We start from the raw sequence: 22,301 nt of genomic DNA, 5'->3' as shown, positions 1-22,301 counted from the left end.
ATTTTAGATTTTGATAATTTATTTAGTTGTTAATTTTACTTGTTTTTCGGAGGTTACAATTGGTGCAAATGGACCATATTTATGCTGATTTTCAGAAAATTTGTCGGCATATGGTCCGTATGGCGCATCAAAAGGTTTTTTTAACAAATCAGGGTAATCTTTTCTTTGATCTTTATGTGGTCTTGGCTGTGAGTTCACAAAAGCAGCGAGATCCCAGGCCTCCTCATCACTTAACTGCGCATCTCCATATCTGGCGCCATATGGCATATTGTTCTTTACGAACCCCGCAAAGTTACTGAGTCTATACATCCCTGCGCCATCATTGTAGCTGTGTTTGCCCCATAATGGCGGATAAACATAAGTTAGTTTGTCTTCATCGAGTATTCCCTCACCCTTTGCACCATGACAACTTTGACATTTACTGGTATATAAAATCGCTCCATGTTTGACATTCGCTGCCCTATCCAGGTATTTTAATTTTTCGGTTCCCGTTCCAAATACTTTCTCCCCTTTTTTTACACCAGTTCCAAGCCATTTCATATAAGCCAGCATTGCCTGTATCTCTTTACTAGATTCGTCTGGTACTTTGCCTGCAAGACTTCGATTGAAGCACTCTGCAATACGTGCCGATGCAGGTTCAACCTTTCCTGATCTGCCACTCATTTTAGGAAAACTGGAAATAAAACCAGCATAATTATTTCCGAACAGTTTGGTTCCACCCTCGAGGTGACAATTCTGACAGTTCATACCATTTGTAATACGGGCTATGGATCCATTTGGCCCAAAATATTTGCTCGTATGTGCTATTAATTCTTTGCCATACCTAATCATCTGGCCGTACTTGGTGTCCGCCGGAATCGTATTTTCATCAGGCGCTTTCCAGGCATCAGCAGGTACAACCTGGCTTTTGACTTTAACAGCAGCTATACCGGTTTCCACATCCTGTTTGGTTTTTGCTGTCAATTCTACATCTGGCTGCCCATTAAAGAATAAAGTGCAGATGAAAATAGTTCCACAAGCAACAAATAGAATCGCAATGATAGCCGTTGTCCTGGCTGTATATATAAGTGCTTGTCTGATTTCTTTTTCTTTTGATTCCTTATTCATAACCAATGTTTTTCTGTTACAAATGTGCATTTATTCTACGCATCAGAAAAAGCATAAAAAGTTATTGATGATAACATAAGGTTATGATGTCAGTACCTGTTGAAACAAATTGTTTGTATCTTAGCTTATCTACTAAAACCGTGTATGATAGATTTCCGTTTGCAAGTATTTTATGCTGTCGCTAAAAGGCTGAATTTTACAAAGGCCTCGGCAGAGTTATTTATCAGTCAGCCTGCTGTAACCAAACACATTAAAGAATTAGAGCAGGAGTTCAAAATGTCATTATTTGAACGCAGTGGAAACAAAAAAATCAGCCTCACCCCAGCCGGCGAATTATTGTTGCATTACGCAGAACAGATTTTTGGAACCTACCGGGAACTGGAATATGATATGAATCTACTTACTAAACAGCATAAAGGAATATTGAGGATTGGTGCCAGCAGTACTGTGGCACAATATATCATTCCACCTGTATTGGCACAGTTTCACAATAAGTTTAAGGATATACAAATCCAACTGGTTACCGGAAATACAGAAGATGTAGAGCAGCGTTTGATTGCTAAGGAAATAGATTTTGGAATCATTGAAGGCATCTCCCGGAACCCACAGATTAAATACGAACAATATCTAAAAGATGAGCTGGTGTTGGTGTGTTCTGGTCACAATTATGCCATGAAAAAGGAAATAATCAAACCGAATGAGTTGAAGGATTATGATTTATTACTTCGTGAACCTGGTTCTGGTACACTAGATGTTATTGCATATGCTTTAAAAGCACACCGGATAAAGGTGGGGGACTTAAATATAGAAATGCAGTTAGGTAGTACCGAAAGCATTAAATCCTATTTGATTCACAGCAAATGCCTGGCTTTTTTATCTATCCACTCCATATTGAAAGAGCTCAAGAATAATGAATGCCGCATCATAGATATCAAGGATATGGTTATCGAAAGGCCGTTTCATTTCATTCAGCTTCATGGTCAGCCGGACGCTCTGGCGGAACTATTTATGCGCTTCGCTAAAAGCTACAACTACAATGTATAGTGTTACCGAAATTTCGAGGAAATATCAGCCAGCTAAAGTGCTGCTGCTCTTTGTTTCTGAAGCTCCTGGAGGTGACGATAAACATTTTTACCTGGGAAATACTAATCTGTTTCGAACAATTTATCTTGCATTTAGTGAGGTATTTGGCGATTTTAAATCTGTAGAAGATTTTTTGCAGTTCTTTAAAGGCACGGGATGCTTTTTGGAACATCTAACTTGTACACCTATTGATAAATCGTCAGTTAAAATCAGAAAAAACCAGAGGCAGGGGGGAATAGAGCAATTAGCTCATAAAATCAGAACATATCAACCCCGATTAATCATGATCCTAATGAAAAGCATTGAACAAGAGGTTAAAGAATCTATTGACCTATCAGGCTTATCGTTTATCGAAGAAATTGCAGTTACCTGCTATCCTGCCGGCACTGAATCAAACAGGCTTACTTGCATCCGGGATACCAGGGTTATCATCTCCAAACTGGCATCGATATTGACATAACATGCAAATATATTGCTGTAATATACCGATACAGAACAAGATGAAAATTCAAGATCAGGAAAACACCAAACAGCATGCAGGAGACCATTTGGCTAATGAAAGAACATTTTTGGCCTGGATCAGAACCAGTATTGGTATCATGGGATTTGGCTTCGTGGTGATGAAATTCTCGCTATTTATCAAGCAGATCAGTGCCGCACTGGGGAGTAAAGTGCCCCTGCACCAAACCGGAGATTCCCGCATTATCGGGATTTTTCTAGTTGCCCTGGGAGCAATTACTATCATTTGTTCTTACTTAAGATATAATTCAACGAAAGAACAATTGAATCAGGGGGTGTATTACCATTCAACACTTTTTGTTAAAGTTTTAACCGCTTTAGTTTTCATAGCTAGTATACTTTTACTGCTCTACCTTATTAAAACAACATAGGCAGTTAAATCATCTGTACTTGATGCTTTAGAAAAGAGAGGAAGGAAAGCGGTCGATATAGCGTTGTTTTTTGATATAAATTGCTGATTGCATTGGTCAAGGATCTTATAAAAATTTCACCTCTTTATGATAATCCACAGGAACAGGATAAGTCAATATTTTATGTTCCCGTAAATATTTTGGGTACCGCAATACGCTGTGAAGAATATATACCTGAATGGCCACTGAAAAAATAGGCTGTAAAACAGGCTACCGCAAAAAACATGGTGTATTCACTACCAAAAAGTTCTATACCCATAATCGTACAGGCAAGGGGTGTATTCGTTGCACCAGCAAAAACAGCAATAAATCCAAGGGCAGCAAACAAACTAACTGGAGCATTTAATAAGGTCGAAAGTGCATTGCCTAATGTTGCGCCAATATAAAACAAAGGCGTTACCTCACCACCTTTAAATCCAGTTCCTAATGTTAAAGTTGTGTAAATGGTCTTCCATAACCAGCTCCAAGTATCTGCTCCACCAGGCTGAAAAGCAGAGGGAATTGTAACGGCTCCTTGGTATTCGCTATCCACGCCCAAACTTAAGTAATCCGGTTTCCCGATGGCGTAAGTCAAGCCTATAATAATCAGACCACCGATAACAGGAATAAGCCACTGGATCTTACATACTTTAGAAAAAAAGGCCTTGATCTCATGCACCATTACAGCAAACAGGTAGCTGGCCAGACCAAACAATGTGGATGCTAGAATAACCTTACTAAGCAGGAGTAGGTTTACCGGCAGGTATTCAGATAGAAAGTAGGCACTTTTCTCTATGAGATCGATGTGATAAGCGGTATGATGGATGCCCCAGGCAGAGACAGTAAGATCACCAAGCACGCTGGCAATTAATGCGGGAAGTAAAGCCTTGTACTCTATTCTTCCAATGGCCAGAACTTCCATTGCAAATATGGCACCGGTGAGCGGTGTTCCGAACACCGCCCCAAACCCGGCTGCAATTCCCGCGGTAAGGAGCATCTTGGTGTCTACCTCATTTAGCTTAAACCAGCGGCTAAACATTCCTGCGATGCTTCCTCCGATTTGTACCGCGGTTCCCTCTCTTCCAGCCGATCCGCCAAACAAATGGGTAATCACTGTAGTTATTAAGATTACTGGCGCCATCTGCCTGGGCACTCCACCACCCGGCCTATGGATTTCATCCATGATCAGGTTATTTCCTTTTTCTGAGGACCTACCAACTGACTGATAAATCAGGTGGATCACAATACCTGCTAAAGGTAGCAGAAAAATGAGACAGGTATGCTGAAAGCGAAAGTGAATGGCCCAGCCTAGCAGCCAAAGGAACAAGGCAACCATACTTCCTATTGCAATGGCAACAGGAAGTATAAGCAGCGTCCATCGAACCGCATATTTAAAAACCGAAAGGTGTTCAAATAAAAATTTATTATGTTTCATTGTAGGTTAGCGGCTGATTTATAATTTTTTATAAAAAGTATTGATTCCTGCAAATGATGCCCTATCACCAAGTTCTTCTTCTATCCGAAGCAACTGGTTAAATTTAGATACCCTTTCAGAGCGGCAGCCACTTCCTGTTTTGATGTGCCCCGCACCGGTAGCGACAACCAGATCCGCAATTGTCGTGTCTTCAGTTTCACCACTGCGGTGAGAAATAAAGCAATTGTAACCGTTTTTTTGGGCTAGTTCTACGGCCTTTAGCGTTTCGGAAACTGTACCGATCTGGTTCAATTTAATCAGTACGCTGTTTGCAATGCCCTGGTCGATTCCCTGCTGGATAATACTCGGGTTGGTGCAGAATATATCATCTCCAACCAATTCCACTTTGTCTCCCAAAAGGCTGGTCAGCTTTTTCCATCCCTCCCAATCGTTTTCGCCCAACCCGTCTTCCAACAGGATAATTGGGTACTCTTTTAACCATCCTTCCCAAAAGCCAATCATTTCATCTGTTGTGATCCGTTCTTTAGAACTTTTATAAAATTCATATTTTCCATTATTCCACATTTCGCTGGTCGCTGGGTCAAGACAAAGGGAAATATCCTTGCCTGGAGCAAAACCGGCAATATGTATCGCTTCCATGATGATTTGGACGGCTTCCTCATTAGAACTCAGATTTGGCGCAAACCCACCTTCGTCACCAACTCCGGTATAATAGCCTTTCGCTTTTAGCAGACTTCTCAGGGAATGAAAAACAGCTTCGCCCATACGGATACTTTCCTTAAACGAGGGGGCGTTATGAGGGGCAATCATAAATTCCTGAAAATCGATGTTGTTATCAGAATGCCTTCCCCCATTAATGACATTCATGCACGGTACGGGCATTACGTAACCTTCCCTTTCCACTAGCTGCCTATACAAGGGAATCCCTTTTGCAACGGCCGAAGCCCGGGCGAAGGCGATTGAGGCCGCAAGCATCGCATTTGCGCCGAGCCTTGATTTATTCTCGGTTCCATCCAGACCAATTATATGATCATCGAAGGCCTGCTGACCCTCAAAGGATAAGCCGGTGACTGATTTGCCGACTTCGACGTTAATCCCTTTTACTGCTTTTTCCACGCCTTTACCATTATAGCGCTCTGGATCACCATCTCTAAGCTCTACGGCTTCTTTTTCACCCGTACTTGCCCCGGATGGAGAAATACCCCTTGCTGTTGTTCCGTTAAGAGTGACTTCTACTTCTACTGTCGGATTGCCCCTGGAATCCAAAATTTCACGGGCATGAATTTTAGTTAATTTCATAGTTTTTTGTTTTATATTGATTTTTAGTATTTCGGTTGCTTACAAATAATTGAGTTTCTCAAAAGATCAAAACCAGTGTTCCCCCAATGATCAGCAGGGCACCAAAGAATACTTTCAGGGTAAGAGCTTCTTTCAGGAACACCATTGCAAGTATAATAGTTAGGGCAACACTCAACTTATCAACAGGGGCGACCTGGGACACTTTCCCGATCTGCAAAGCCTTGTAGTAGAATATCCAGGACAAGCCGGTGGCAAGACCAGATAAAAAAAGAAATAGCAGGTTATGCTTTGACAGTTCCGTAATTCCTTTAAGTTCGCCTCTGGCCATTACGATCCCCCAGGCTACAATCAGTATTACCACCGTTCGTATGGCAGTAGCCAAATCAGAATTGACATTGGTTACGCCGACTTTTGCAAAGATGGCCGTAAGGGAAGCAAAGAAAGCTGATAATAGCGCGTAGATCCACCACATAGTTTTATGTTAATTTTCCGTTATTGAATAATTCCAAAGTAAATGAGTACAAGAACCGTTGCTCCGGCAAATGCCGAACCAGCGGAAAGAATGCTTTTGAAGATAGGTGATGAAAGAGCGGATGGCCATCCATACATCCCACCCGCACCTGCTTTACTTAAATGAATGATCGTAGTTAGATTCGGTTCATGGGAAGGGCGTAGACGCTTAACGGTGTTTTTAATCAGTCCTGAAGCAATCTGATCTGCACTAGCAACTAGTAGCGCAATGGTAATAAGAACCTGCCAAATTTTTTTGCAGAAATTCTGGAAGAGGCAATAAATAATGAAGGCATAAAAAGGAAGCCAAAAACGCTTATCACTGGCCCAGTACATGATCGTATCCCAGAATGCATTATGGTGCTGATTTATCCACAAGAACCATTCAGTTTCAACCGGCAGGACCATTGCTAACACTGATCTCACTTTGGCAGACAGACAAAGTAAGACAAGCGCAATTAAGATAGCTGCCAGCAATAAGAGTTGAGAATTTATTTTTAATTTTTTCACCTACAATACTTTGACCGGCAGATTTTATTACCTGCTGGAATTTCTATTGTAGGCGCCATCAGCTTTTGAAAAAAGCGGTTGAATCGGAAGGACACCATTTCCGTATTGCAAATATAATACTAATAAAATGATGTGCAAAATCTTAAAGTAGGTGTTGAGAATTTAATTTATCACTATTCCTCCTTATTTGAATACGAGAACCAGTTTCTTATTCTTCTACCGTTTAAACAAGCATCATATCACGGGATTAAAGCTTTTCTTAAACAAAATGAAACCGCCTGGAAATAAACATGTTATCTATATAGGAATTTTTTTTATAACCCTAAAAAATTAAAGTTATGGGATACCATGAATGGAAAAACTGTATTGATGCATGCTTAAAGTGTGCTTCAATTTGCAATCATTGTGCAAGTTCATGCACTCAGGAAGAAGACGTGAAAATGATGGCGCGGTGTATTGAGCTTGATATGCAATGTGCAGCCATCTGCTACTCTGCCGCTCAATTGATGAGTATGGGTAGCTCTTTTGCTCAAGACATTTGCCGTATTTGCGCAGATATTTGCCAGCAATGCGGAGATGAGTGTAGTAATCATCATACCCAGCATTGTCAGGAATGTGCAGATGCTTGTAAGGCTTGTGCGGAAGAATGCAGAAGAATGACAGGAGTAGCTGCTTAAGATGCCAATCACCGTGAGCATTAATTGATTAAGGGCAGCATTCTAGTTGCCCTTTCATTTTTATAAATAGGCAAATTTATTCCATTCATTTTATTTTCATTATTCCCTCGTTTCTCAATAATTAAACTGGATTAAATACCAGTGCGATGTAAAAATCAAACCTATCCACATGAACTCTGGAATATCTTTTTTCTTTTAGGTGATTATCATAAACTCATTCCATTATTCAAATCGAAATTTTAGTTTTTGATGATGAGTTTTTGATATTTTGCATTACAGAACAACCACTGTTAATTGTTGTCTCAGGATAACCACAATTAAAGAACCCTTCGTGAACAAGGCAACGTAAGGTAGCCACTTCGACATGGATTCATAGAAGCAATGAGCATGAAACTGGCAGGGTACTCCACACTGATGCGGGCACGCGAGATGGTAACACTTCGGTCTTCCAGCGGCTGTCGCATTACCTCAAGGGCGGTACGTTTGAATTCCGGCAATTCATCCAGGAATAAAACCCCGTTATGGGCGAGTGATATCTCCCCCGGTTGCGGGTTGGCGCCACCGCCGACAAGTGCAAGGTCTGAAATCGTATGATGCGGACATCGAAATGGGCGTTCGGTCATCAACGCATCCCTGGTGTTGAGCTTGCCGGCTACAGAATGTATTTTTGTCGTTTCCAGTGCTTCCTGAAGGCTGGGTGGGGGCAGTATGCTCGGAAGCCTTTTGGCGAGCATCGTTTTTCCAGATCCCGGAGGACCAATAAGGATCACATTGTGGCCACCAGCCGCCGCTATCTCCAGTGCTCTTTTAATATTTTCCTGGCCTTTAACATCGGAAAAGTCCTGCTCATAGTTGTTGATGTTGCTGAAAAATTCCGTCCTGGCGCTGACGGTTATGGGACTTGGTTTGTCCTCGGTTTTAAAAAAGGAAATGACTTCAATCAGGTTGTGCATTCCATATACCTGGAGGTCTTCGACGATGGCTGCCTCTCTTGAGTTGTCTGCCGGAAGCAGAAAACCACGGAAGCCTGCGTTCTTTGCCTCTATAGCAATGGGCAATACACCTTTTATGGGCTGTAATCCGCCGTCTAAGGACAGTTCTCCCATAATGAGGTAATCTTGTAGTTCTTCATTCTCTATTTGTCCTGATGCGGCTAAAATCCCTATAGCAATCGCCAGGTCGTAAGAAGAACCCTCCTTGCGGATGTCAGCCGGAGCAAGGTTGATCACAATTTTCTGCCGGGGCATTTTTAGTCCGCAGGACTGTATTGCGCTCTCCACCCTTTTCAGGCTCTCCTTAATGGCATTGTCGGGAAGGCCGACAATGTGATATTTATTGCCTCCGCCAATACTGACCTCAATCGTGATGGTCTGTGCATTTACGCCGAATACAGCGCTTCCATAAGTTTTTACCAGCATAATTCCGTTTGTGATTCCGGTGAATCTATAGCTAAGCGAAAAATAAATGGTTATATAAATCGCAAAAAAACCAGACTGCACAAAAAAGCCAGAACGTTAATTCTGGCTTCGTATAATCGGTATTTTGAGGATTACATTTTTCCTTGTGGCATCTTAGGCATGTTTCTCATCATTTTCGCTGCTGCTGCAGGGTTCGAGAATTGTTTCATCACCTTCCGCATATCTTCAAACTGCTTGATGAGTTTGGTTACATCTTCAACCTTGTTGCCGGAGCCCTTGGCAATCCTTGCACGTCGGCTCTGCTGAATGCTGTCAGGGTTTTCGCGTTCGTATTTAGTCATCGACTGGATGATGGCTTCTACATTTTTAAAAGCATCATCTTCGATTTCTACGTTTTTCATCATTTTGCTGACACCAGGAATCATGCCCATGAGGTCTTTCATGTTACCCATTTTCTTGATCTGCTGGATCTGGCTGTAGAAGTCGTTGAAATCAAACTTGTTTTTGCGGATTTTCTTCTGGAGCTCAGCAGCTTCCTTCTCGTCGAACTGTTGTTGAGCACGTTCCACAAGGGATACCACGTCACCCATACCCAGGATTCTTGAGGCCATCCTTTCAGGATAGAAGACATCCAGAGCTTCCATTTTCTCGCCCGTACCGATGAATTTGATCGGTTTGTTGACGACAGACTTGATCGATAGGGCGGCACCACCGCGGGTATCACCATCCAGTTTGGTCAGGACCACACCGGTAAAGTCTAACCTGTCGTTGAATGCTTTTGCAGTATTAACCGCATCCTGTCCGGTCATGGCATCAACAACGAACAGGATTTCGTGCGGTTTAGTATTTTCTTTAACAGCAGCGATTTCATCCATCATCTGCTCATCAATTGCCAGACGACCGGCGGTATCGATAATGATGACGTTGTTGTGCTGTTTTTTACCTTCAGCAATACCTTCCAGTGCAATACCTACAGGATCTTTAGATTCGATATTCGCATAAACAGGAACGCCAATTTGCTCACCAAGGATCTGCAGTTGGTCGACCGCTGCAGGGCGGTATACGTCACCAGCTACCAGCAAAGGTTTTTTGCCTTTACTTTTGAGGTAATTGGCCAGCTTTCCTGTGAAGGTCGTTTTACCCGCACCGTTCAGTCCGGCGATCAATATGATGGTAGGATTATTCTTTAAGTCTATTTCAGTTACTTCACCACCCATGAGCGCTGTAAGCTCATCATTCATGACTTTGGTAAGCAACTGACCAGGAGAAACAGCAGTAAGCACGTTCAGGCCCAGGGCCTTTTCTTTCACATCATCAGTGAAGCTCTTTGCTGTTTTATAATTTACGTCGGCATCGAGCAATGCTTTACGGATCTCCTTCATGGTTTCTGCCACGTTGATCTCGGTAATGCTGCCTTGTCCCTTCAGAACTTTAAATGCACGGTCTAGTTTATCCTGTAAATTTTCAAACATTTTCTTTAATGCTTAGTGTTCAATTTTTTGTAAAAGCCAAAGTTATCAATTTTGGCTGAATGCGATTAGAAATTTTATAAAGTATTAGCGTGGGAAGACAAATGTGACACCCAGTGCGAGGGTTTGGCTGCCCTGGATTTCATTGTCTGAATCCTTATCAAATAAGCCGACGCCAGTGACGGTCACATTCATGAGCCTGTTTAATTGCGAGCGCAGTTCTACGTCCAGACGGTGGTCAATATTGACCAGAGACCTGTCATAAGGAATAAACATCTGATAACGCGCTTTCAGGTTCACATTGGTAAAGATCTGTTTGTCGAAGTTGCTGACGATCTGGAAAGCGAGCTCATTCTTGAAATTTTTATCAGTAGGAACACCATAATAGTCGGCACGTGGAACAAATTCCTGTCCTGGATTGGTTTTTTCAAAACGTGCCCTGTCAGCAGCAATGAGGTCATCTGTACCCAATACAAAGGTTTGTTTCGCCGTACCCGTACCGATACGCGTCGAGAAATAACCATTGGGCTTATACTCAAAACCGATAGATTCAGTGAGGTAACCAGGAGACATGAATTTGGAGATCAGCGATTGTTGTTCAATGTTTTGTCCGTCCCTGTAATAGTTGAATCCCCTGTCAAACTGTGATTCAAAGTTGACAGATCCGAAGAAGTACCAGTTTTTGGAAAGTTGCAGGGCTGCCTTATTATCCCAGAAAATCCTGTCCCTGGTTTTCTTTTGCAGCTGGTCCTTATTATTGATCTTTCCATATTCCAGGATGACCTCACTGGTGTAACTATAACCTTCTTTACTATATTCGGCCTTATTGTTGACTACGCCGCCTACAGCAAGAGAGTTGATTCCCCCACCTTTCCAGTTATTCGAGAAGGTTGCCTGGTTGACGTTGATGCCTACGCTGGTCCTGGTTTTCCAGTAATTGACTTTTTCGTCGATGACAATTGGGACGATTGCAACTGGCTTAATCTGCAGGTTGCCTGTTCGTGATGGCAGCGGACTGCGTTTAAGTTTAATGTCAAGTCCCTTTGTATTAATGGGGACGGTGTCCACTTCCTGCGCATGCAGGGAGGAAAACGACAGTACGGATACTAATAAAAGGCTGGCATAAAAAATCTTCATCTTTACAAAGAAAAAGAAAATTGTTGCTTATTAAAAGTTTAATGTTAAACAATTTACTGAAGGTTAGAATTCCTCCACCTCAATTTTTGGCAGTGCCGGCAGACGGAAAGCATTGGGGTTCCTTTTGTAGCTGGCATAACTGTTCCTCAGGTAAACGATCATGGCATAGTCTGACGCGCTGAGAATAAACTGATAGGTCGGACGGTACTGGGACATGAAATCTGCCGCTTCATAGTCGCCGATATGGAGCACACGCTTGACATAATCCGGTCTAAAGCGATAGTCGATCAGTGCCTCTTTGTAATCCCGTTCAAGGATGGTCTGCAGGTGCCTGGCATTTTTTCCCTCGCGACTGAGCAGATTATAAATAGCATCAATGCCCAGTCCTACGCCGTTTGTGCCCAGGTTGAGCAGGTCTTTGGCCTTGCCCCTGTCCAGCGCATATTTGTACTCTTTTAGCGATTGTTCATGTTGTGCCCTCGGGCTGAGTTTTGCTCCGGTGATAGACACCTCTTTGAGGGCAATACCCAGCGATTTGAGCTGGAAGTATACCGCTTTGCTGTTATGTATCACCAAGGTATCCAGCGCATAGCCCTGGAGCACCGCAAAGACGGTGTCACCCACAGCTGCTTTGATCGCAAACTCGCCTTTAGGATTGTTATAAATTCCCTCGTCACTGCTGCCATTGTAGATGTATACCCTCGCCAGCCGCTGCTTCGAATCTTTGTCGACCACAAAACCCTGCACAGTAGTAGTTTGTGCGATGGCGCCCAGGGAATGGATATAAAAAAACAAGAATACTCCTAAATACTTCATTGACCAGCAAAGCTACAAGATATAAAATGCAGCGATAAAAGATTAACATTATTTAACCAAGATCAGTTTTTGCCCGATTTTAATGCCATCCTCATTGAGGTTATTCAGCAGCTTGATGTCATCAATACTGATGTTGAAACGTTTGGAAAGATTATATAGGGTATCTCCTTTTTTAACGATATAGCTGTCGCCAGATGCAAGGGGTTGTTCCGATGTTACTGGTGGTTTACCTGAGGGGATATATACCACCCTTGGTGTGTCCGATTTGGTCGTGTCTACAACAATAACCTCTTTGGAAGGAGGCGTGGGCACAGGTGTAAACTTCTTTTTTTCCTGAGGGATGTTGGCGTTGATCTCCGAGAAGACCTTGTCTTCTCTTTTCAGCTTTTCTCTTTCCGTTTCCGACTGGTCGTACTGATAAAGCTGGTATTTTTCTATGGTGTTGATCAGCAGGTTGGGATACTGGGGATTGGTGGCGTAACCTGCCTTTTTGAGTCCGTAAGCCCAGTTTTTGTAATCATTTTTATCTAGCTCGAACAACGCACTGTATCTTTTTCTCCTTAAAAAAGCAGAGTGGTCTTTATAGGATTCTCTGGCATCTTTATAAACCCGGAAACAATCGTTCTGCTTGTCGTCATCTTTATAATAAGCCTTGCCTCTCCAGTCTGATGTACACTTGATGCCGAAGTGGTTATTGGCATATTTTGCAAGGCTGCTATTGCCGCTGCCCGATTCGATGATACCTTGTGCAAGGGTGATACTAGCAGGAATCCCAAAGGCATTCATTTCTTCAATGGCTACATCTTTGAAAGCTTCGATGTAGTTTACCGTAGTATAGGAACGTGCATTTGGATTGGACTTGCCTGCTGCTTTTTCAATTTGTTTGTTGTTGCGGCTGTATTTTCTGGAGGAACAGGCGCTGAAGAAGAGGACGGTGGCGGCAAGGAGAAGGAGTACTTTGTGATTCATTAGAGTTTTAGTTTCTGTCCGGGTTTAAGCCTTGAATTTTTCAACCCGTTTTTAGTCATGAGTGTTTTTATGGTGGTATGGTTTCGTTTGGCGATGGCACCCAGGTTATCACCGGAGCGAACCGTATAATACCTGCCTGAGCGTCTGGTAGATTTGTGGGTATATACCGGTACCGGCGGTTCTACATAATCTTCAGGCCTCTCATCATACTGAAACAGTTCATATCTTTTGATGATGTTGACTACTTGTGTTGCCCAGGTGCGGCTGCGTGCGTAACCACCTCTCTGGATACCCCTTGCCCAGGAGCGGTAGTCGTACTGATCGTATTTCTCGAACAGCGGGCTGAAAGCGGTACGACTTTCCAGGAGATCGATAAAATGGATGTAGGAATCTTCTGATGTTGGATAATCCCGGTAAGAAGAGCTGATTTCTGTGTTGGTGTTGGGACCTTTGATCCCGAAGTGGTTGTTGAGGTACCTGGCGATTTTACTTTGCCCGGCTGCAGATTCGTGTATGGCAACGGCCAGAATAATGCTGGCGGGGATTTTATGTTCGCGCATGAGCTCCTGAGCCTGTTCTGCGTGTTCGGTAATGTATTCTGAGGTGCTTTGTGCCTGAACCGTAAATATGGAGAGCATGGTAAAAAGGCATAGTAACCGTAGTTTTTTAATCATAATTATTTTTTTCTAATGATAAAAAGCCCGTCCCTTACGGGCAGGATTAATTTTTCTACGCGGTCATCCGCTGCTATTTTGTCGTTGAAGGTAGTAATATTTTTTGTGTCTTTGTCCTGGGTGGTGTTCAGCACTTTACCGCTCCAGAGGACGTTGTCAACGATGATCAGTCCGCCGGGGCGCACGCGGTCGAAGATCAGGTCGTAATACGTGCCATTGTTCTTTTTGTCTGCATCGATAAAAACAAGGTCGAAGGTTTCATCCAGCTGACCGATGGTTTCGGTGGCATTGCCGAGGATATATTTGATTTGCTGTCCGAGTGGAGATTGGGCGAAGTTTCCGCGTACCATTTCTTCCAGCTCCTCGTTGATGTCGAGGGTATACAGCAGACCATCCGCGGTAAGTCCTTCGGCCAGGCAGAGTGTGGCATAACCGGTGAACGTTCCGATTTCCAGAATCCTGCCTGGACCGATCATCTTGCTCAGCATGCTCAGGACCCTGCCCTGATAGTGCCCGGAAAGCATGCGTGGCATTAATACTTTCAGGTTGGTTTCCCGGTCTATTTTTTTTAACAGTTCGCTTTCAGGCTCGCAGTAGTTGAGCAGCAGTTGCTGCATCTCTTCGTTGATGAGGCTCATAATTTGTTTGTATGACTATAAACGGGGTTGTTCCATAAAATATTGCAGGATGATGGTGGCTGCAATGGTATCTACTCTGGATTTGTCCTTACGGTCCTGCTTTTTCAATCCACTTTGCAGGATGGTCTGATGGGCGAGCTTGGAGGTAAAACGCTCGTCGACCCAGAACTGAGGAATGTCAGGAAAGGTCTTTTTTAGCGTCCTGGCAAAACCTTTGATATGCTGCGCCGATTCCGAAGGACTACCGTCCATTTGTTTTGGATCACCGATCACAAAAGCTTCAACCTGTTCCGTCAGGAGGTATTTCTTCAGGTATTCGATGATGTCTTTCGGGTGGACATTGTCCAGGCCGGTGGCTATAATTTGCAGGGGATCGGTGACGGCAATACCGACGCGCTTGGTCCCGTAATCAAAAGCTAGAATTCTAGGCATAAATGCAAATATGCAAATCAATACGCTAAAAAATTGCTATTTTGCACCAAATGCAGTTTAAAGACATCATCGGACAGGAGGAAGTTAAGGAACAATTGCTGCAAACAGTTGCGGAGAATAGGGTCAGTCATGCCCAGTTGTTTCTTTCGAGTGAGGGCAGTGGCGCTTTACCATTGGCGATTGCCTATGCGCAATACATCAATTGCCTGGACAAACGTACCGGTGATAGCTGCGGCGAGTGTTCATCCTGCAGGAAATATGAGCGTTACATCCATCCGGATCTTCATTTTTCCTATCCTTTTTTTGCTTCTAAAGACGCACGTGTGGCCGTGGATGTGCTGGATGAATGGAGAAGTATGCTGATGAATGATCCCTATTTTGACATGGATATCTGGCGCTCCAACCTGAATGCGGAAAACAAACAGGCCAATATCAATATCGCGGAATGTCATGATATTATAAAAAAATTAAGTTTCAAAGCTTTCGAGGCGGAGACCAAAGTGTTGATCATGTGGCTGCCGGAATATCTGGATAAAGAAGGGAACTCCCTGTTGAAAATTATTGAAGAGCCACCAAAGAATACCTTGTTTATTCTTGTTGCGAATAACCAGGAGCAGATTCTGTCGACATTGTTATCAAGAACGCAGATTGTCAAGATCCCTAAACTTTCCGATGCTACCATTGAGGGGTACCTTGTGGAACGTCATGGTCTTGGCGAGCAACAAGCAACGGAGTGTAGTTTTCTTGCCGATGGCAACCTGATTGAAGCCAAGCAGTTAGTGGCCAATACGCACAATGAGCATGCAGATAAGTTTTCGGAATGGCTGCGCATGGGGTATGGGAACCGGGTGTTAGATCTGACGGCCTTCACTGACCTTGCCGCCGGCTGGGGAAGGGAGAACCAGAAAAATTTTTTGAAGTATGGCATTAATTTTCTGAGGGAGTGCAGCCTGTTGCTGAGTGGAGCCGAAACATTGGTGAAATTGCCGGGCAGGAGTCTGGATACGGCGAAAAAGTTAAGTGCCCATGTGCTTGATCTGGGCATGGCTGAGGCCATAATTCATGAACTTGAACGTGCACATTACCACATTGAAAGAAATGCAAACCCGAAAATTCTGTTTTTAGATGTATCTTTACAATTGGTAAAAATTATTAAGTTTAAAACGTTCCCGCAAGGGACTCAACATATATACAATTAAATATGGGATGTGGAAGTTGTTCTACAGGAGGCGGTTGTGCCCCCTCGGGCTGCAAAAGTAATGGCTCATGCCTTACTGGAGGATGCCAGAAATTAGAAGTTTACGATTGGCTGTCGAATTTGGATATGCCTTCAAATTATATACCTTTTCAAGTAGTAGAAGTTAAGTTTAAAGGTGCCAGGAAAGAGTTCTTTCTAAATAATGACAATATTTACCTGGAGATTGGCGAGCTGGTTTCAGTGGAAGGTCCTACAGGTGGTTATGATGTTGGGCACGTTTCCTTAACTGGGGAGCTGGTGCGCATGCAGATGAAACGCCGCAAGACCCCTATTGATCAGGTCACACGTAAGATTTACCGAAAAGCAACTGAAGCTGATGTAGAGAAGTGGAAGATTGCAAAGGGACTGGAGTGGGAGACGATGCATAAAGCGCGTACACTTGCACTGGACCTGCGCCTGTCGATGAAAATCAGTGACGTGGATTATCAGGGTGACAAGACAAAGGCTACCTTTTTCTATACTGCTGAAGGGCGTGTGGATTTCCGCGAGCTGATCAAGAAAATGGCGGAGACTTTCCGCATCAGGATTGAGATGCGTCAGATCGGGATGCGTCAGGAGGCTGGTCGTCTTGGCGGTATCGGTTCCTGCGGGCGTGAGCTTTGCTGTTCTACCTGGCTGACAAACTTTAAAACGGTTTCTACTGCGGCGGCAAGGTATCAAAACTTATCTTTAAATACGCTTAAGCTTGCCGGTCAGTGTGGAAAGCTGAAATGCTGCCTGAACTATGAGCTGGATACTTATCTTGATGCACTGAAGGATATTCCTGATCGTGTAGACAATCTGCAGACAGAAATTGGTGTGGCTCGTCATCAGAAAACAGACATCTTTAAAAAACTGATGTGGTTCGCCTACCCAAATATGGAGGACTGGATTCCGCTGAAAGTGGATCGTGTGAAAGAGATCATGGCAATGAACAAAAAAGGGCTTAAACCTAGCAACCTGAAAGAGGAGGCTGTGGAGCTCGTTCATGCTGCAGTGGTAGAGAAGGTACACGATTATGAGAATGTAGTGGGGCAGGACAGTCTGACGCGTCTCGATGATAAGCCTAAAAACAAAGGAAACAGAAATAACCGCAATAAGGGAGCTGATCGCGGAGAACGTGGAGAGCGTAGCGAACGCAATGATCGTGCTGAGCAGCGCAACGGCGGCAACCGCAATCCGGAGCAAAAGGCAAATTCCGGTAATCGTAATGACAGAGGTCAGAAGCAAGGTGGACAGGGTAAAAGCCGGCCTGAGGGTGCCGCAAGACCTGAGCAGCAGAACCGTTCTGAAGGAAGCAGGCCTGAAAACAACAGGAACCGTGAGCAGCAGGCTAAGGGCCAGGGCAACCAGCAGCCTAAGCCTAAACCAGTTAATAAACCGCAGGGAGCAACTCCTGCTGGTGGTGATGGCGCTGCCGGGCAAGTACAACCAGGAGTAGCTAAAGAAGGTGCTCCGTCAGGAAACAGAAATAACAGAAACAGGAACCGTAGAAAGAAACCAACGGATAAGCCTAAAGATGAATAATATCAAATCTTATATATGGGTTGCGGGTTGTTTGCTGGTACTAATGCTGGGTGGCTGTGATGCGAATACTGTTGTCGATAATAATCTGGCCATGCCTTCCCGGAATTGGAGTTATGCCAATAAGGTGAAAGCGGTGTTGGAAATTACTGATCCTTCCAAGCGGTATCAGGTAGACTTCAAGCTACGCCATACTGCAGATTATAAATACTCTAATATTTTTGTGCTGCTTCACCTGAAGACAGCGGGAAAAAAAAAGGAAACACGCAGGTTTGAGTTTAAGCTGGCTGAGCCTGACGGTAAATGGACCGGGTCAGGCTCCGGCAACCTTTATACCTACACATTCAGCATGCTGAAGAACTACCAGTTTCCTGCCGCCGGACACTATGAGCTGGAGGTAGAGCAGAATATGCGCAACAATCCGCTGAAAGAGATCAGTGATGCCGGAATTAAGGTGTCAAAGCTGGGGGAGTAGTTGTTCCAGTGCCATGCCTCTTGATCCTTTCAGGAGGATAAGGCTGTCTTTTACAGGCTGCTGCTGCAGGTAAACGGCGGCGTCGGCAGGGCTTTCAAAATAATGTCCCGAATGCCCCATTCCGGCCTGATGGAAGTTTTTCCCTATAAAAATGAGTGTATCTAATGTCATGTTGGTAGCTTGCAGGATGATTTGCAGGTGCTGTTCAGCTGATTCGCTGCCAAGTTCAAACATATCCCCAATGATGACCACTTTGTTTGCAGCATGAAGGCTGTCCATATTTTTTAGAGCAGCGTTCATGCTACTGGGGTTTGCATTGTAGAAATCGCAGATAACGGTGTTATGTTCCGTTTTAGTGAGCTGCGAGCGGTTGTTTTGTGGTGCATAACCGGAAAGTCCTTTGTTAATCTGTTCAGGAGTAAGCGAAAAGAAATCTCCTATACAGATTGCTGCAAGGATATTTTCAAAGTTATAAGCTCCTGTAAGCTGGGTGCCGACGGAAAATTCTGATCCTTGTTTTTGCCAGGAGAGCTCCAGAAAAGGGTCTGTGCTGTTAAGTGCTCCAGAAATTGTATTGCTGCGTTCTGATCCGTAATAAACGATGTCTGAGAGCTGTGCTGTATGGGCCATTTCCAGCAGGTATGGATTATCGTTGTTGATGAATGCTTTTCCCTGCTGTTGCTTCAGGTGGGCATAAAGCTCAGCCTTTCCTTTTTTCACACCTTCAAAGCCGCCAAATCCGTCGAGGTGCGCCATTCCTACGTTTGTAATGAGCCCGTATTCAGGTAGCGCAATGCTGCAAAGCAGCTCTATTTCTTTCTGATGGTTCGCGCCCATTTCTATTACAGCAATTTCTATATCATCGGTAATGGAGAGGATCGACAGCGGGACGCCAATGTGGTTGTTGAGGTTTCCGCTGGTCGCGAAAGTCCGGTATTTTTCGGAGAGTATTGCTTTGATGAGCTCCTTGGTTGTTGTTTTGCCGTTGCTTCCTGTGAGTCCGATTACGGGAATGCGGAGCTCGATACGGTGGCTACGGGCCAAGTCCTGCAATGCAGTCAGCACATCAGGAACGAGGATGCAACGCTCGTCGGTATGGTACTGCTGATCATCAATAATGGCATATGCAGCGCCTTCTTTCAATGCCTGTGCAGCAAATTCATTGGCATTGAATTTATCTCCACGCAGCGCAAAAAAGAGACAGTCTTTGCTGATGGCCCTTGTATCTGTACATACAGTGCGGTGATTTAGGTAATGCTGATACAGGAAGTTGGTGGCTGACATATAGTTTATGATAAAAGATATGGTAAAATTACACTATGAAAGAGAAACAAAAAATATTCTTTAGTATTTTGGAGTCTAATTTTCGCGATATGAAGAGTATTTGGTGTTCTGTTTTATTTTTAATGATCAGTACAGGAATGGTTATGGGACAGTTGAAGTCTCCGGACGAGTTCCTTGGATATGAATTGGGCACCAGATTTACAGCTCATTCAGATGTAACCGGTTACCTCAGACATGTTGCAGACAATACAAAAAATGTAAAGCTGGTCAGCTACGGGACAACTTATGAAGGGCGTGAGCTGAAGGTGGCCATTGTTACCGCGGTAGAAAACCTGGACCGTCTGGAGCAAATCCGCCAGAACAACCTAAAGTTGAGTCTTGCAGAAGGGCCGGAGATGAAGCTGACCAACCAACCAGCGATTTTATGGCTGAGCTATAACGTTCATGGCAATGAAGCCAGCTCTACAGAAACGGCAATGAAGATGTTATATACGTTGGCAGCCGGTAAGGCTACAGGCGTACAGCAATGGTTGAAAAATACAGTAGTAATCCTGGATCCCTGTCTGAACCCTGATGGACGGGAACGTTATGTGAATTATTTCAGATCGGTGATGGGTGCGGTGCCCAACCCCGATCCGATGGCCAGAGAACATATAGAGCCCTGGCCGGGAGGGCGTTCCAATCATTATTATTTTGACCTGAACCGCGACTGGGCCTGGCAGACGCAGCTGGAAACACAACAGCGCCTGGAATTGTACCATGAATGGATGCCTGAAGTACATGTGGATTTCCATGAGCAGAGTTATAATGATCCTTATTACTTTGCTCCTGCAGCAGAACCTGTACATCAGGATATTACCGACTGGCAGCGCAGCTTTCAGGTGACTGTAGGTAAGAATAACGCAAAATATTTCGATGAGCAGGGCTGGCAGTATTTCACAAAGGAGCAGTTTGACCTGCTTTATCCCTCCTACGGGGATACCTATCCTTTATATAATGGTGCGATTGGGATGACTTATGAGCAAGGTGGGATTGGTGCCGGTTTGTCGGTAGTTACGCTCAGTGGTGATACGCTGACCTTAAAAGACCGGATTGCACATCATTTTACCAGTGGTATGGCCACGCTGGAGGCGGTATCGGAGCATGGCGGTAAACTGGTGGATGAGTTCCGTCTTTACTTTGAGCGCTCTGCTGCTACCGCTCCTGGTACCTATAAAGGGGTGGTGATCAAGGCTCAGCATGCCGGCAGGATGAAGAAACTCAGGGAGCTAATGGACAAGAATCACATAAAATATGCTTTTGGCATGGACAGGGGATTGAGCGGTTATAATTACGAGACACGTAAGACCGAGTCTTTTAAAGTTGAGCGTAACGACATGGTCATCAGTTTTCAGCAACCAAGGTCGGTGCTGGCAAATGTATTACTGGAACCACAAACCTCGGTGAGTGATTCCAATACTTATGACATTACGGCCTGGGCGCTTCCTTATGTTTACGGCCTGAAGGCTTATGCCGTGACGGATGCAATTAAAGGGAAGTACAACGATATTCAGCAGCAGACGGCAACAGTGCCTATTGTGGCGAAACCATATGCCTGGATTTTTCCCTGGGATGACATCGAAGATGCACAGGTGCTGATCGCCTTGCAGCGTGAGCAAATCAAGGTTCGGATTGCAGGTGAGGCTTTCAGTTCGGGAGGTAAGTTTTTTCCTGCAGGAACACTCCTGGTGTACCGGTTGGAGAATGAAAAGCAGCTGAAAAGTCTGAGCACCAAGTTACAGGCCATTGAGCAGCGGTTAAAAATGTCTTTTTTTCCTGCAGCAAGTGGCTTTGTTGATAAAGGTAAAGATTTTGGCTCTTCGGCATATCAACTGCTGAAGGCGCCAAAAGTCGCCATGGTGATGGCGGAGGGCAGCTCTACGCAGAGCTCGGGAGAAATCTGGCATTTTATGGAGCAAGTGTTGAAATATCCGGTAAGCATTATTTCCAGTTATAATATGGGGAATCTGGACATCAATAAGGTCAATGTCCTGATTGTTCCTGACGGTTCGTATGGATCGGATATGGCAGGCAAGTTGGAAAGCTGGTTGAACCTGGGTGGCAAGGTGATCCTGTTTGAAGATGCCATCGCCAATGTGAATGAAAGCAAGCCCTTTGCGATTAAAAAGAAGGAGCTGTTAAAACCTGAAGATAAAGGAGCAACGCTGACATACAGCAGCAGAAACCAGGATAATTTGTCTGAAGCCATTCCTGGTGCAATATTTAAAGTTTATATGGACCGTAGTCATCCTCTTGCTGCCGGTATTGGTGATTACTATTATGCACTTAAAACAGACGACCGGATTTTTGAGCCGTTGGTAAAAGGATGGAACGTAGGGGTGCTGAAGAACGACAGTTACATGTCTGGTATTGCTGGCAAGCAGGTCATTCGGAAGCTGGACAACGGAATGTTGATTGGTGTGCAAAATATCGGTCGTGGAGCTGCAGTATATCTGGGGACAGACGTGCTTTTCAGGAGTTTTTGGGAAAGTGGTAAACAACTGTTTGTCAATGCGTTGTTTCTTGTTAATTAACCATTAATATTTCAATAATTCAAATCGGTTTCTTTATATTACAATAATAGTCCTTAACTTATTGTGTTAGATTTAGGTAGTTTGCATGATATCTATCATTTATTTTACACTGTTTAAATTTTTGGT

Annotated in this window: 21 protein-coding genes, 1 pseudogene and 1 riboswitch; of the genes and pseudogenes, 8 read left to right on the top strand and 14 right to left on the bottom strand. The window is 44.0% G+C overall.

Annotation, left to right across the window (positions count from 1 at the left end; translation table 11 throughout):
• Positions 1-18: 18 nt before the first annotated feature.
• Positions 19-1,107 (bottom strand): c-type cytochrome, encoded by a 1,089-nt coding sequence (locus PBAL39_RS21230; protein ID WP_008245462.1) that lies wholly within the window; start codon positions 1,105-1,107, stop codon positions 19-21.
• 144 nt (positions 1,108-1,251) lie between these two features.
• Between PBAL39_RS21230 and PBAL39_RS21225 the strand changes: the two genes are divergently transcribed.
• From PBAL39_RS21225 to PBAL39_RS21215, 3 genes are read left to right on the top strand one after another with little or no spacing between them, the layout of a single operon-like run.
• Positions 1,252-2,151, top strand: a complete 900-nt coding sequence (locus PBAL39_RS21225) for a LysR family transcriptional regulator (protein WP_008245460.1) — start codon at positions 1,252-1,254, stop codon at positions 2,149-2,151.
• On the top strand, positions 2,144-2,650 hold the full coding sequence (locus tag PBAL39_RS21220; RefSeq protein ID WP_008245457.1) for a hypothetical protein: 507 nt from the start codon (positions 2,144-2,146) through the stop codon (positions 2,648-2,650). Before PBAL39_RS21225 ends, PBAL39_RS21220 begins: the two co-directional genes overlap by 8 nt.
• Before the next feature lie 40 nt (positions 2,651-2,690).
• Entirely contained in the window at positions 2,691-3,080 is a 390-nt protein-coding gene (locus PBAL39_RS21215; protein WP_008245456.1) for a YidH family protein, read from the top strand.
• A 160-nt stretch (positions 3,081-3,240) separates the two neighbouring features.
• Here the strand turns inward: PBAL39_RS21215 and PBAL39_RS21210 are convergent, their stop codons facing one another.
• Genes PBAL39_RS21210 through PBAL39_RS21195 form a run of 4 tightly spaced genes read right to left on the bottom strand, consistent with a single transcriptional unit; the run spans position 3,241 to position 6,852 of the window.
• On the bottom strand, positions 3,241-4,533 hold the full coding sequence (locus tag PBAL39_RS21210) for a voltage-gated chloride channel family protein (protein WP_008245455.1): 1,293 nt from the start codon (positions 4,531-4,533) through the stop codon (positions 3,241-3,243).
• An 18-nt stretch (positions 4,534-4,551) separates the two neighbouring features.
• Positions 4,552-5,832, bottom strand: coding sequence for a phosphopyruvate hydratase (eno, locus tag PBAL39_RS21205; protein WP_008245454.1), 1,281 nt, complete (start codon positions 5,830-5,832; stop codon positions 4,552-4,554).
• Between the two features lie 58 nt (positions 5,833-5,890).
• Positions 5,891-6,304: an EamA family transporter gene (locus PBAL39_RS21200; protein ID WP_008245453.1), complete on the bottom strand. Its 414-nt coding sequence runs from the start codon at positions 6,302-6,304 to the stop codon at positions 5,891-5,893.
• Between the two features lie 20 nt (positions 6,305-6,324).
• Positions 6,325-6,852: a hypothetical protein gene (locus PBAL39_RS21195; RefSeq protein WP_157274149.1), complete on the bottom strand. Its 528-nt coding sequence runs from the start codon at positions 6,850-6,852 to the stop codon at positions 6,325-6,327.
• A 42-nt stretch (positions 6,853-6,894) separates the two neighbouring features.
• Positions 6,895-6,963: riboswitch (Fluoride riboswitch) on the bottom strand.
• A 227-nt stretch (positions 6,964-7,190) separates the two neighbouring features.
• Between PBAL39_RS21195 and PBAL39_RS25945 the strand changes: the two genes are divergently transcribed.
• The gene (locus tag PBAL39_RS25945) at positions 7,191-7,529 is read left to right on the top strand and encodes a four-helix bundle copper-binding protein (RefSeq protein ID WP_008245450.1); all 339 of its coding nucleotides are present in this window, start codon (positions 7,191-7,193) and stop codon (positions 7,527-7,529) included.
• A gap of 338 nt (positions 7,530-7,867) precedes the next feature.
• Here PBAL39_RS25945 and PBAL39_RS21190 read toward each other — a convergent pair.
• The 8 genes and pseudogenes from PBAL39_RS21190 to ruvX form a co-directional block, all read right to left on the bottom strand.
• Positions 7,868-8,947, bottom strand: a pseudogene (locus PBAL39_RS21190) (YifB family Mg chelatase-like AAA ATPase); the annotation flags it as partial.
• Positions 8,948-9,078: 131 nt separating this feature from the next.
• Complete coding sequence (gene ffh, locus PBAL39_RS21185; RefSeq protein ID WP_008245448.1) at positions 9,079-10,419, bottom strand: signal recognition particle protein; 1,341 nt, start codon at positions 10,417-10,419, stop codon at positions 9,079-9,081.
• Between the two features lie 84 nt (positions 10,420-10,503).
• Positions 10,504-11,553, bottom strand: coding sequence for a DUF3078 domain-containing protein (locus tag PBAL39_RS21180; RefSeq protein ID WP_008245447.1), 1,050 nt, complete (start codon positions 11,551-11,553; stop codon positions 10,504-10,506).
• A gap of 63 nt (positions 11,554-11,616) precedes the next feature.
• Positions 11,617-12,369 (bottom strand): hypothetical protein, encoded by a 753-nt coding sequence (locus PBAL39_RS21175; protein ID WP_008245446.1) that lies wholly within the window; start codon positions 12,367-12,369, stop codon positions 11,617-11,619.
• 48 nt (positions 12,370-12,417) lie between these two features.
• On the bottom strand, positions 12,418-13,338 hold the full coding sequence (locus PBAL39_RS21170) for a glucosaminidase domain-containing protein (RefSeq protein WP_008245445.1): 921 nt from the start codon (positions 13,336-13,338) through the stop codon (positions 12,418-12,420).
• Entirely contained in the window at positions 13,338-14,012 is a 675-nt protein-coding gene (locus PBAL39_RS21165; RefSeq protein WP_039867350.1) for a glucosaminidase domain-containing protein, read from the bottom strand. Before PBAL39_RS21165 ends, PBAL39_RS21170 begins: the two co-directional genes overlap by 1 nt.
• Positions 14,013-14,014: 2 nt before the next feature.
• Positions 14,015-14,650 carry an O-methyltransferase gene (locus PBAL39_RS21160; RefSeq protein ID WP_008245443.1) on the bottom strand — a complete coding sequence of 212 codons (636 nt, stop codon included), beginning with the start codon at positions 14,648-14,650 and terminating at the stop codon, positions 14,015-14,017.
• Between the two features lie 15 nt (positions 14,651-14,665).
• Positions 14,666-15,082, bottom strand: a complete 417-nt coding sequence (gene ruvX, locus PBAL39_RS21155) for a Holliday junction resolvase RuvX (RefSeq protein ID WP_008245442.1) — start codon at positions 15,080-15,082, stop codon at positions 14,666-14,668.
• A gap of 50 nt (positions 15,083-15,132) precedes the next feature.
• On the opposite strand from ruvX, the gene PBAL39_RS21150 reads away from it, so the two are divergent.
• The 3 genes from PBAL39_RS21150 to PBAL39_RS21140 are packed head-to-tail and all read left to right on the top strand — an operon-like array spanning position 15,133 to position 18,318.
• The gene (locus PBAL39_RS21150; RefSeq protein ID WP_008245441.1) at positions 15,133-16,281 is read left to right on the top strand and encodes an ATP-binding protein; all 1,149 of its coding nucleotides are present in this window, start codon (positions 15,133-15,135) and stop codon (positions 16,279-16,281) included.
• A 2-nt stretch (positions 16,282-16,283) separates the two neighbouring features.
• Positions 16,284-17,846 (top strand): regulatory iron-sulfur-containing complex subunit RicT, encoded by a 1,563-nt coding sequence (gene ricT, locus PBAL39_RS21145; RefSeq protein WP_039867349.1) that lies wholly within the window; start codon positions 16,284-16,286, stop codon positions 17,844-17,846.
• Complete coding sequence (locus PBAL39_RS21140) at positions 17,839-18,318, top strand: gliding motility lipoprotein GldH (RefSeq protein WP_008245439.1); 480 nt, start codon at positions 17,839-17,841, stop codon at positions 18,316-18,318. The genes ricT and PBAL39_RS21140 overlap by 8 nt, the downstream gene beginning before the upstream one ends.
• Here the strand turns inward: PBAL39_RS21140 and murF are convergent.
• Complete coding sequence (gene murF, locus PBAL39_RS21135) at positions 18,301-19,602, bottom strand: UDP-N-acetylmuramoyl-tripeptide--D-alanyl-D-alanine ligase (protein ID WP_008245438.1); 1,302 nt, start codon at positions 19,600-19,602, stop codon at positions 18,301-18,303. The genes PBAL39_RS21140 and murF overlap by 18 nt on opposite strands.
• 89 nt (positions 19,603-19,691) lie before the next feature.
• Here murF and PBAL39_RS21130 point away from each other — a divergent pair, with 89 nt between their 5' ends.
• Positions 19,692-22,175 (top strand): M14 metallopeptidase family protein, encoded by a 2,484-nt coding sequence (locus tag PBAL39_RS21130; RefSeq protein WP_232282990.1) that lies wholly within the window; start codon positions 19,692-19,694, stop codon positions 22,173-22,175.
• The last annotated feature ends 126 nt before the right edge of the window (positions 22,176-22,301 follow it).

The organism is Pedobacter sp. BAL39 (assembly GCF_000170795.1).
GTDB lineage: Bacteria > Bacteroidota > Bacteroidia > Sphingobacteriales > Sphingobacteriaceae > Pedobacter.
The sequence above is the reverse complement of the archived record's forward strand: the minus strand, read 5'-3'. Positions and strand labels throughout refer to the sequence as shown.

Excerpts from the sequence above, each read along its gene's own strand:
- ricT (WP_039867349.1), top strand. The coding sequence starts at position 16,284 with ATGGGATGTGGAAGTTGTTCTACAGGAGGCGGTTGTGCCCCCTCGGGC.
- eno (WP_008245454.1), bottom strand. The coding sequence starts at position 5,832 with ATGAAATTAACTAAAATTCATGCCCGTGAAATTTTGGATTCCAGGGGC.
- PBAL39_RS21200 (WP_008245453.1), bottom strand. The coding sequence starts at position 6,304 with ATGTGGTGGATCTACGCGCTATTATCAGCTTTCTTTGCTTCCCTTACG.
- PBAL39_RS21215 (WP_008245456.1), top strand. The coding sequence starts at position 2,691 with ATGAAAATTCAAGATCAGGAAAACACCAAACAGCATGCAGGAGACCAT.
- PBAL39_RS21225 (WP_008245460.1), top strand. The coding sequence starts at position 1,252 with ATGATAGATTTCCGTTTGCAAGTATTTTATGCTGTCGCTAAAAGGCTG.
- murF (WP_008245438.1), bottom strand. The coding sequence starts at position 19,602 with ATGTCAGCCACCAACTTCCTGTATCAGCATTACCTAAATCACCGCACT.
- PBAL39_RS21230 (WP_008245462.1), bottom strand. The coding sequence starts at position 1,107 with ATGAATAAGGAATCAAAAGAAAAAGAAATCAGACAAGCACTTATATAT.
- PBAL39_RS21175 (WP_008245446.1), bottom strand. The coding sequence starts at position 12,369 with ATGAAGTATTTAGGAGTATTCTTGTTTTTTTATATCCATTCCCTGGGC.
- ffh (WP_008245448.1), bottom strand. The coding sequence starts at position 10,419 with ATGTTTGAAAATTTACAGGATAAACTAGACCGTGCATTTAAAGTTCTG.
- PBAL39_RS21130 (WP_232282990.1), top strand. The coding sequence starts at position 19,692 with ATGAAGAGTATTTGGTGTTCTGTTTTATTTTTAATGATCAGTACAGGA.
- PBAL39_RS21220 (WP_008245457.1), top strand. The coding sequence starts at position 2,144 with ATGTATAGTGTTACCGAAATTTCGAGGAAATATCAGCCAGCTAAAGTG.
- PBAL39_RS21210 (WP_008245455.1), bottom strand. The coding sequence starts at position 4,533 with ATGAAACATAATAAATTTTTATTTGAACACCTTTCGGTTTTTAAATAT.
- PBAL39_RS21180 (WP_008245447.1), bottom strand. The coding sequence starts at position 11,553 with ATGAAGATTTTTTATGCCAGCCTTTTATTAGTATCCGTACTGTCGTTT.
- PBAL39_RS21160 (WP_008245443.1), bottom strand. The coding sequence starts at position 14,650 with ATGAGCCTCATCAACGAAGAGATGCAGCAACTGCTGCTCAACTACTGC.
- PBAL39_RS21150 (WP_008245441.1), top strand. The coding sequence starts at position 15,133 with ATGCAGTTTAAAGACATCATCGGACAGGAGGAAGTTAAGGAACAATTG.
- PBAL39_RS25945 (WP_008245450.1), top strand. The coding sequence starts at position 7,191 with ATGGGATACCATGAATGGAAAAACTGTATTGATGCATGCTTAAAGTGT.
- ruvX (WP_008245442.1), bottom strand. The coding sequence starts at position 15,082 with ATGCCTAGAATTCTAGCTTTTGATTACGGGACCAAGCGCGTCGGTATT.
- PBAL39_RS21140 (WP_008245439.1), top strand. The coding sequence starts at position 17,839 with ATGAATAATATCAAATCTTATATATGGGTTGCGGGTTGTTTGCTGGTA.
- PBAL39_RS21165 (WP_039867350.1), bottom strand. The coding sequence starts at position 14,012 with ATGATTAAAAAACTACGGTTACTATGCCTTTTTACCATGCTCTCCATA.
- PBAL39_RS21170 (WP_008245445.1), bottom strand. The coding sequence starts at position 13,338 with ATGAATCACAAAGTACTCCTTCTCCTTGCCGCCACCGTCCTCTTCTTC.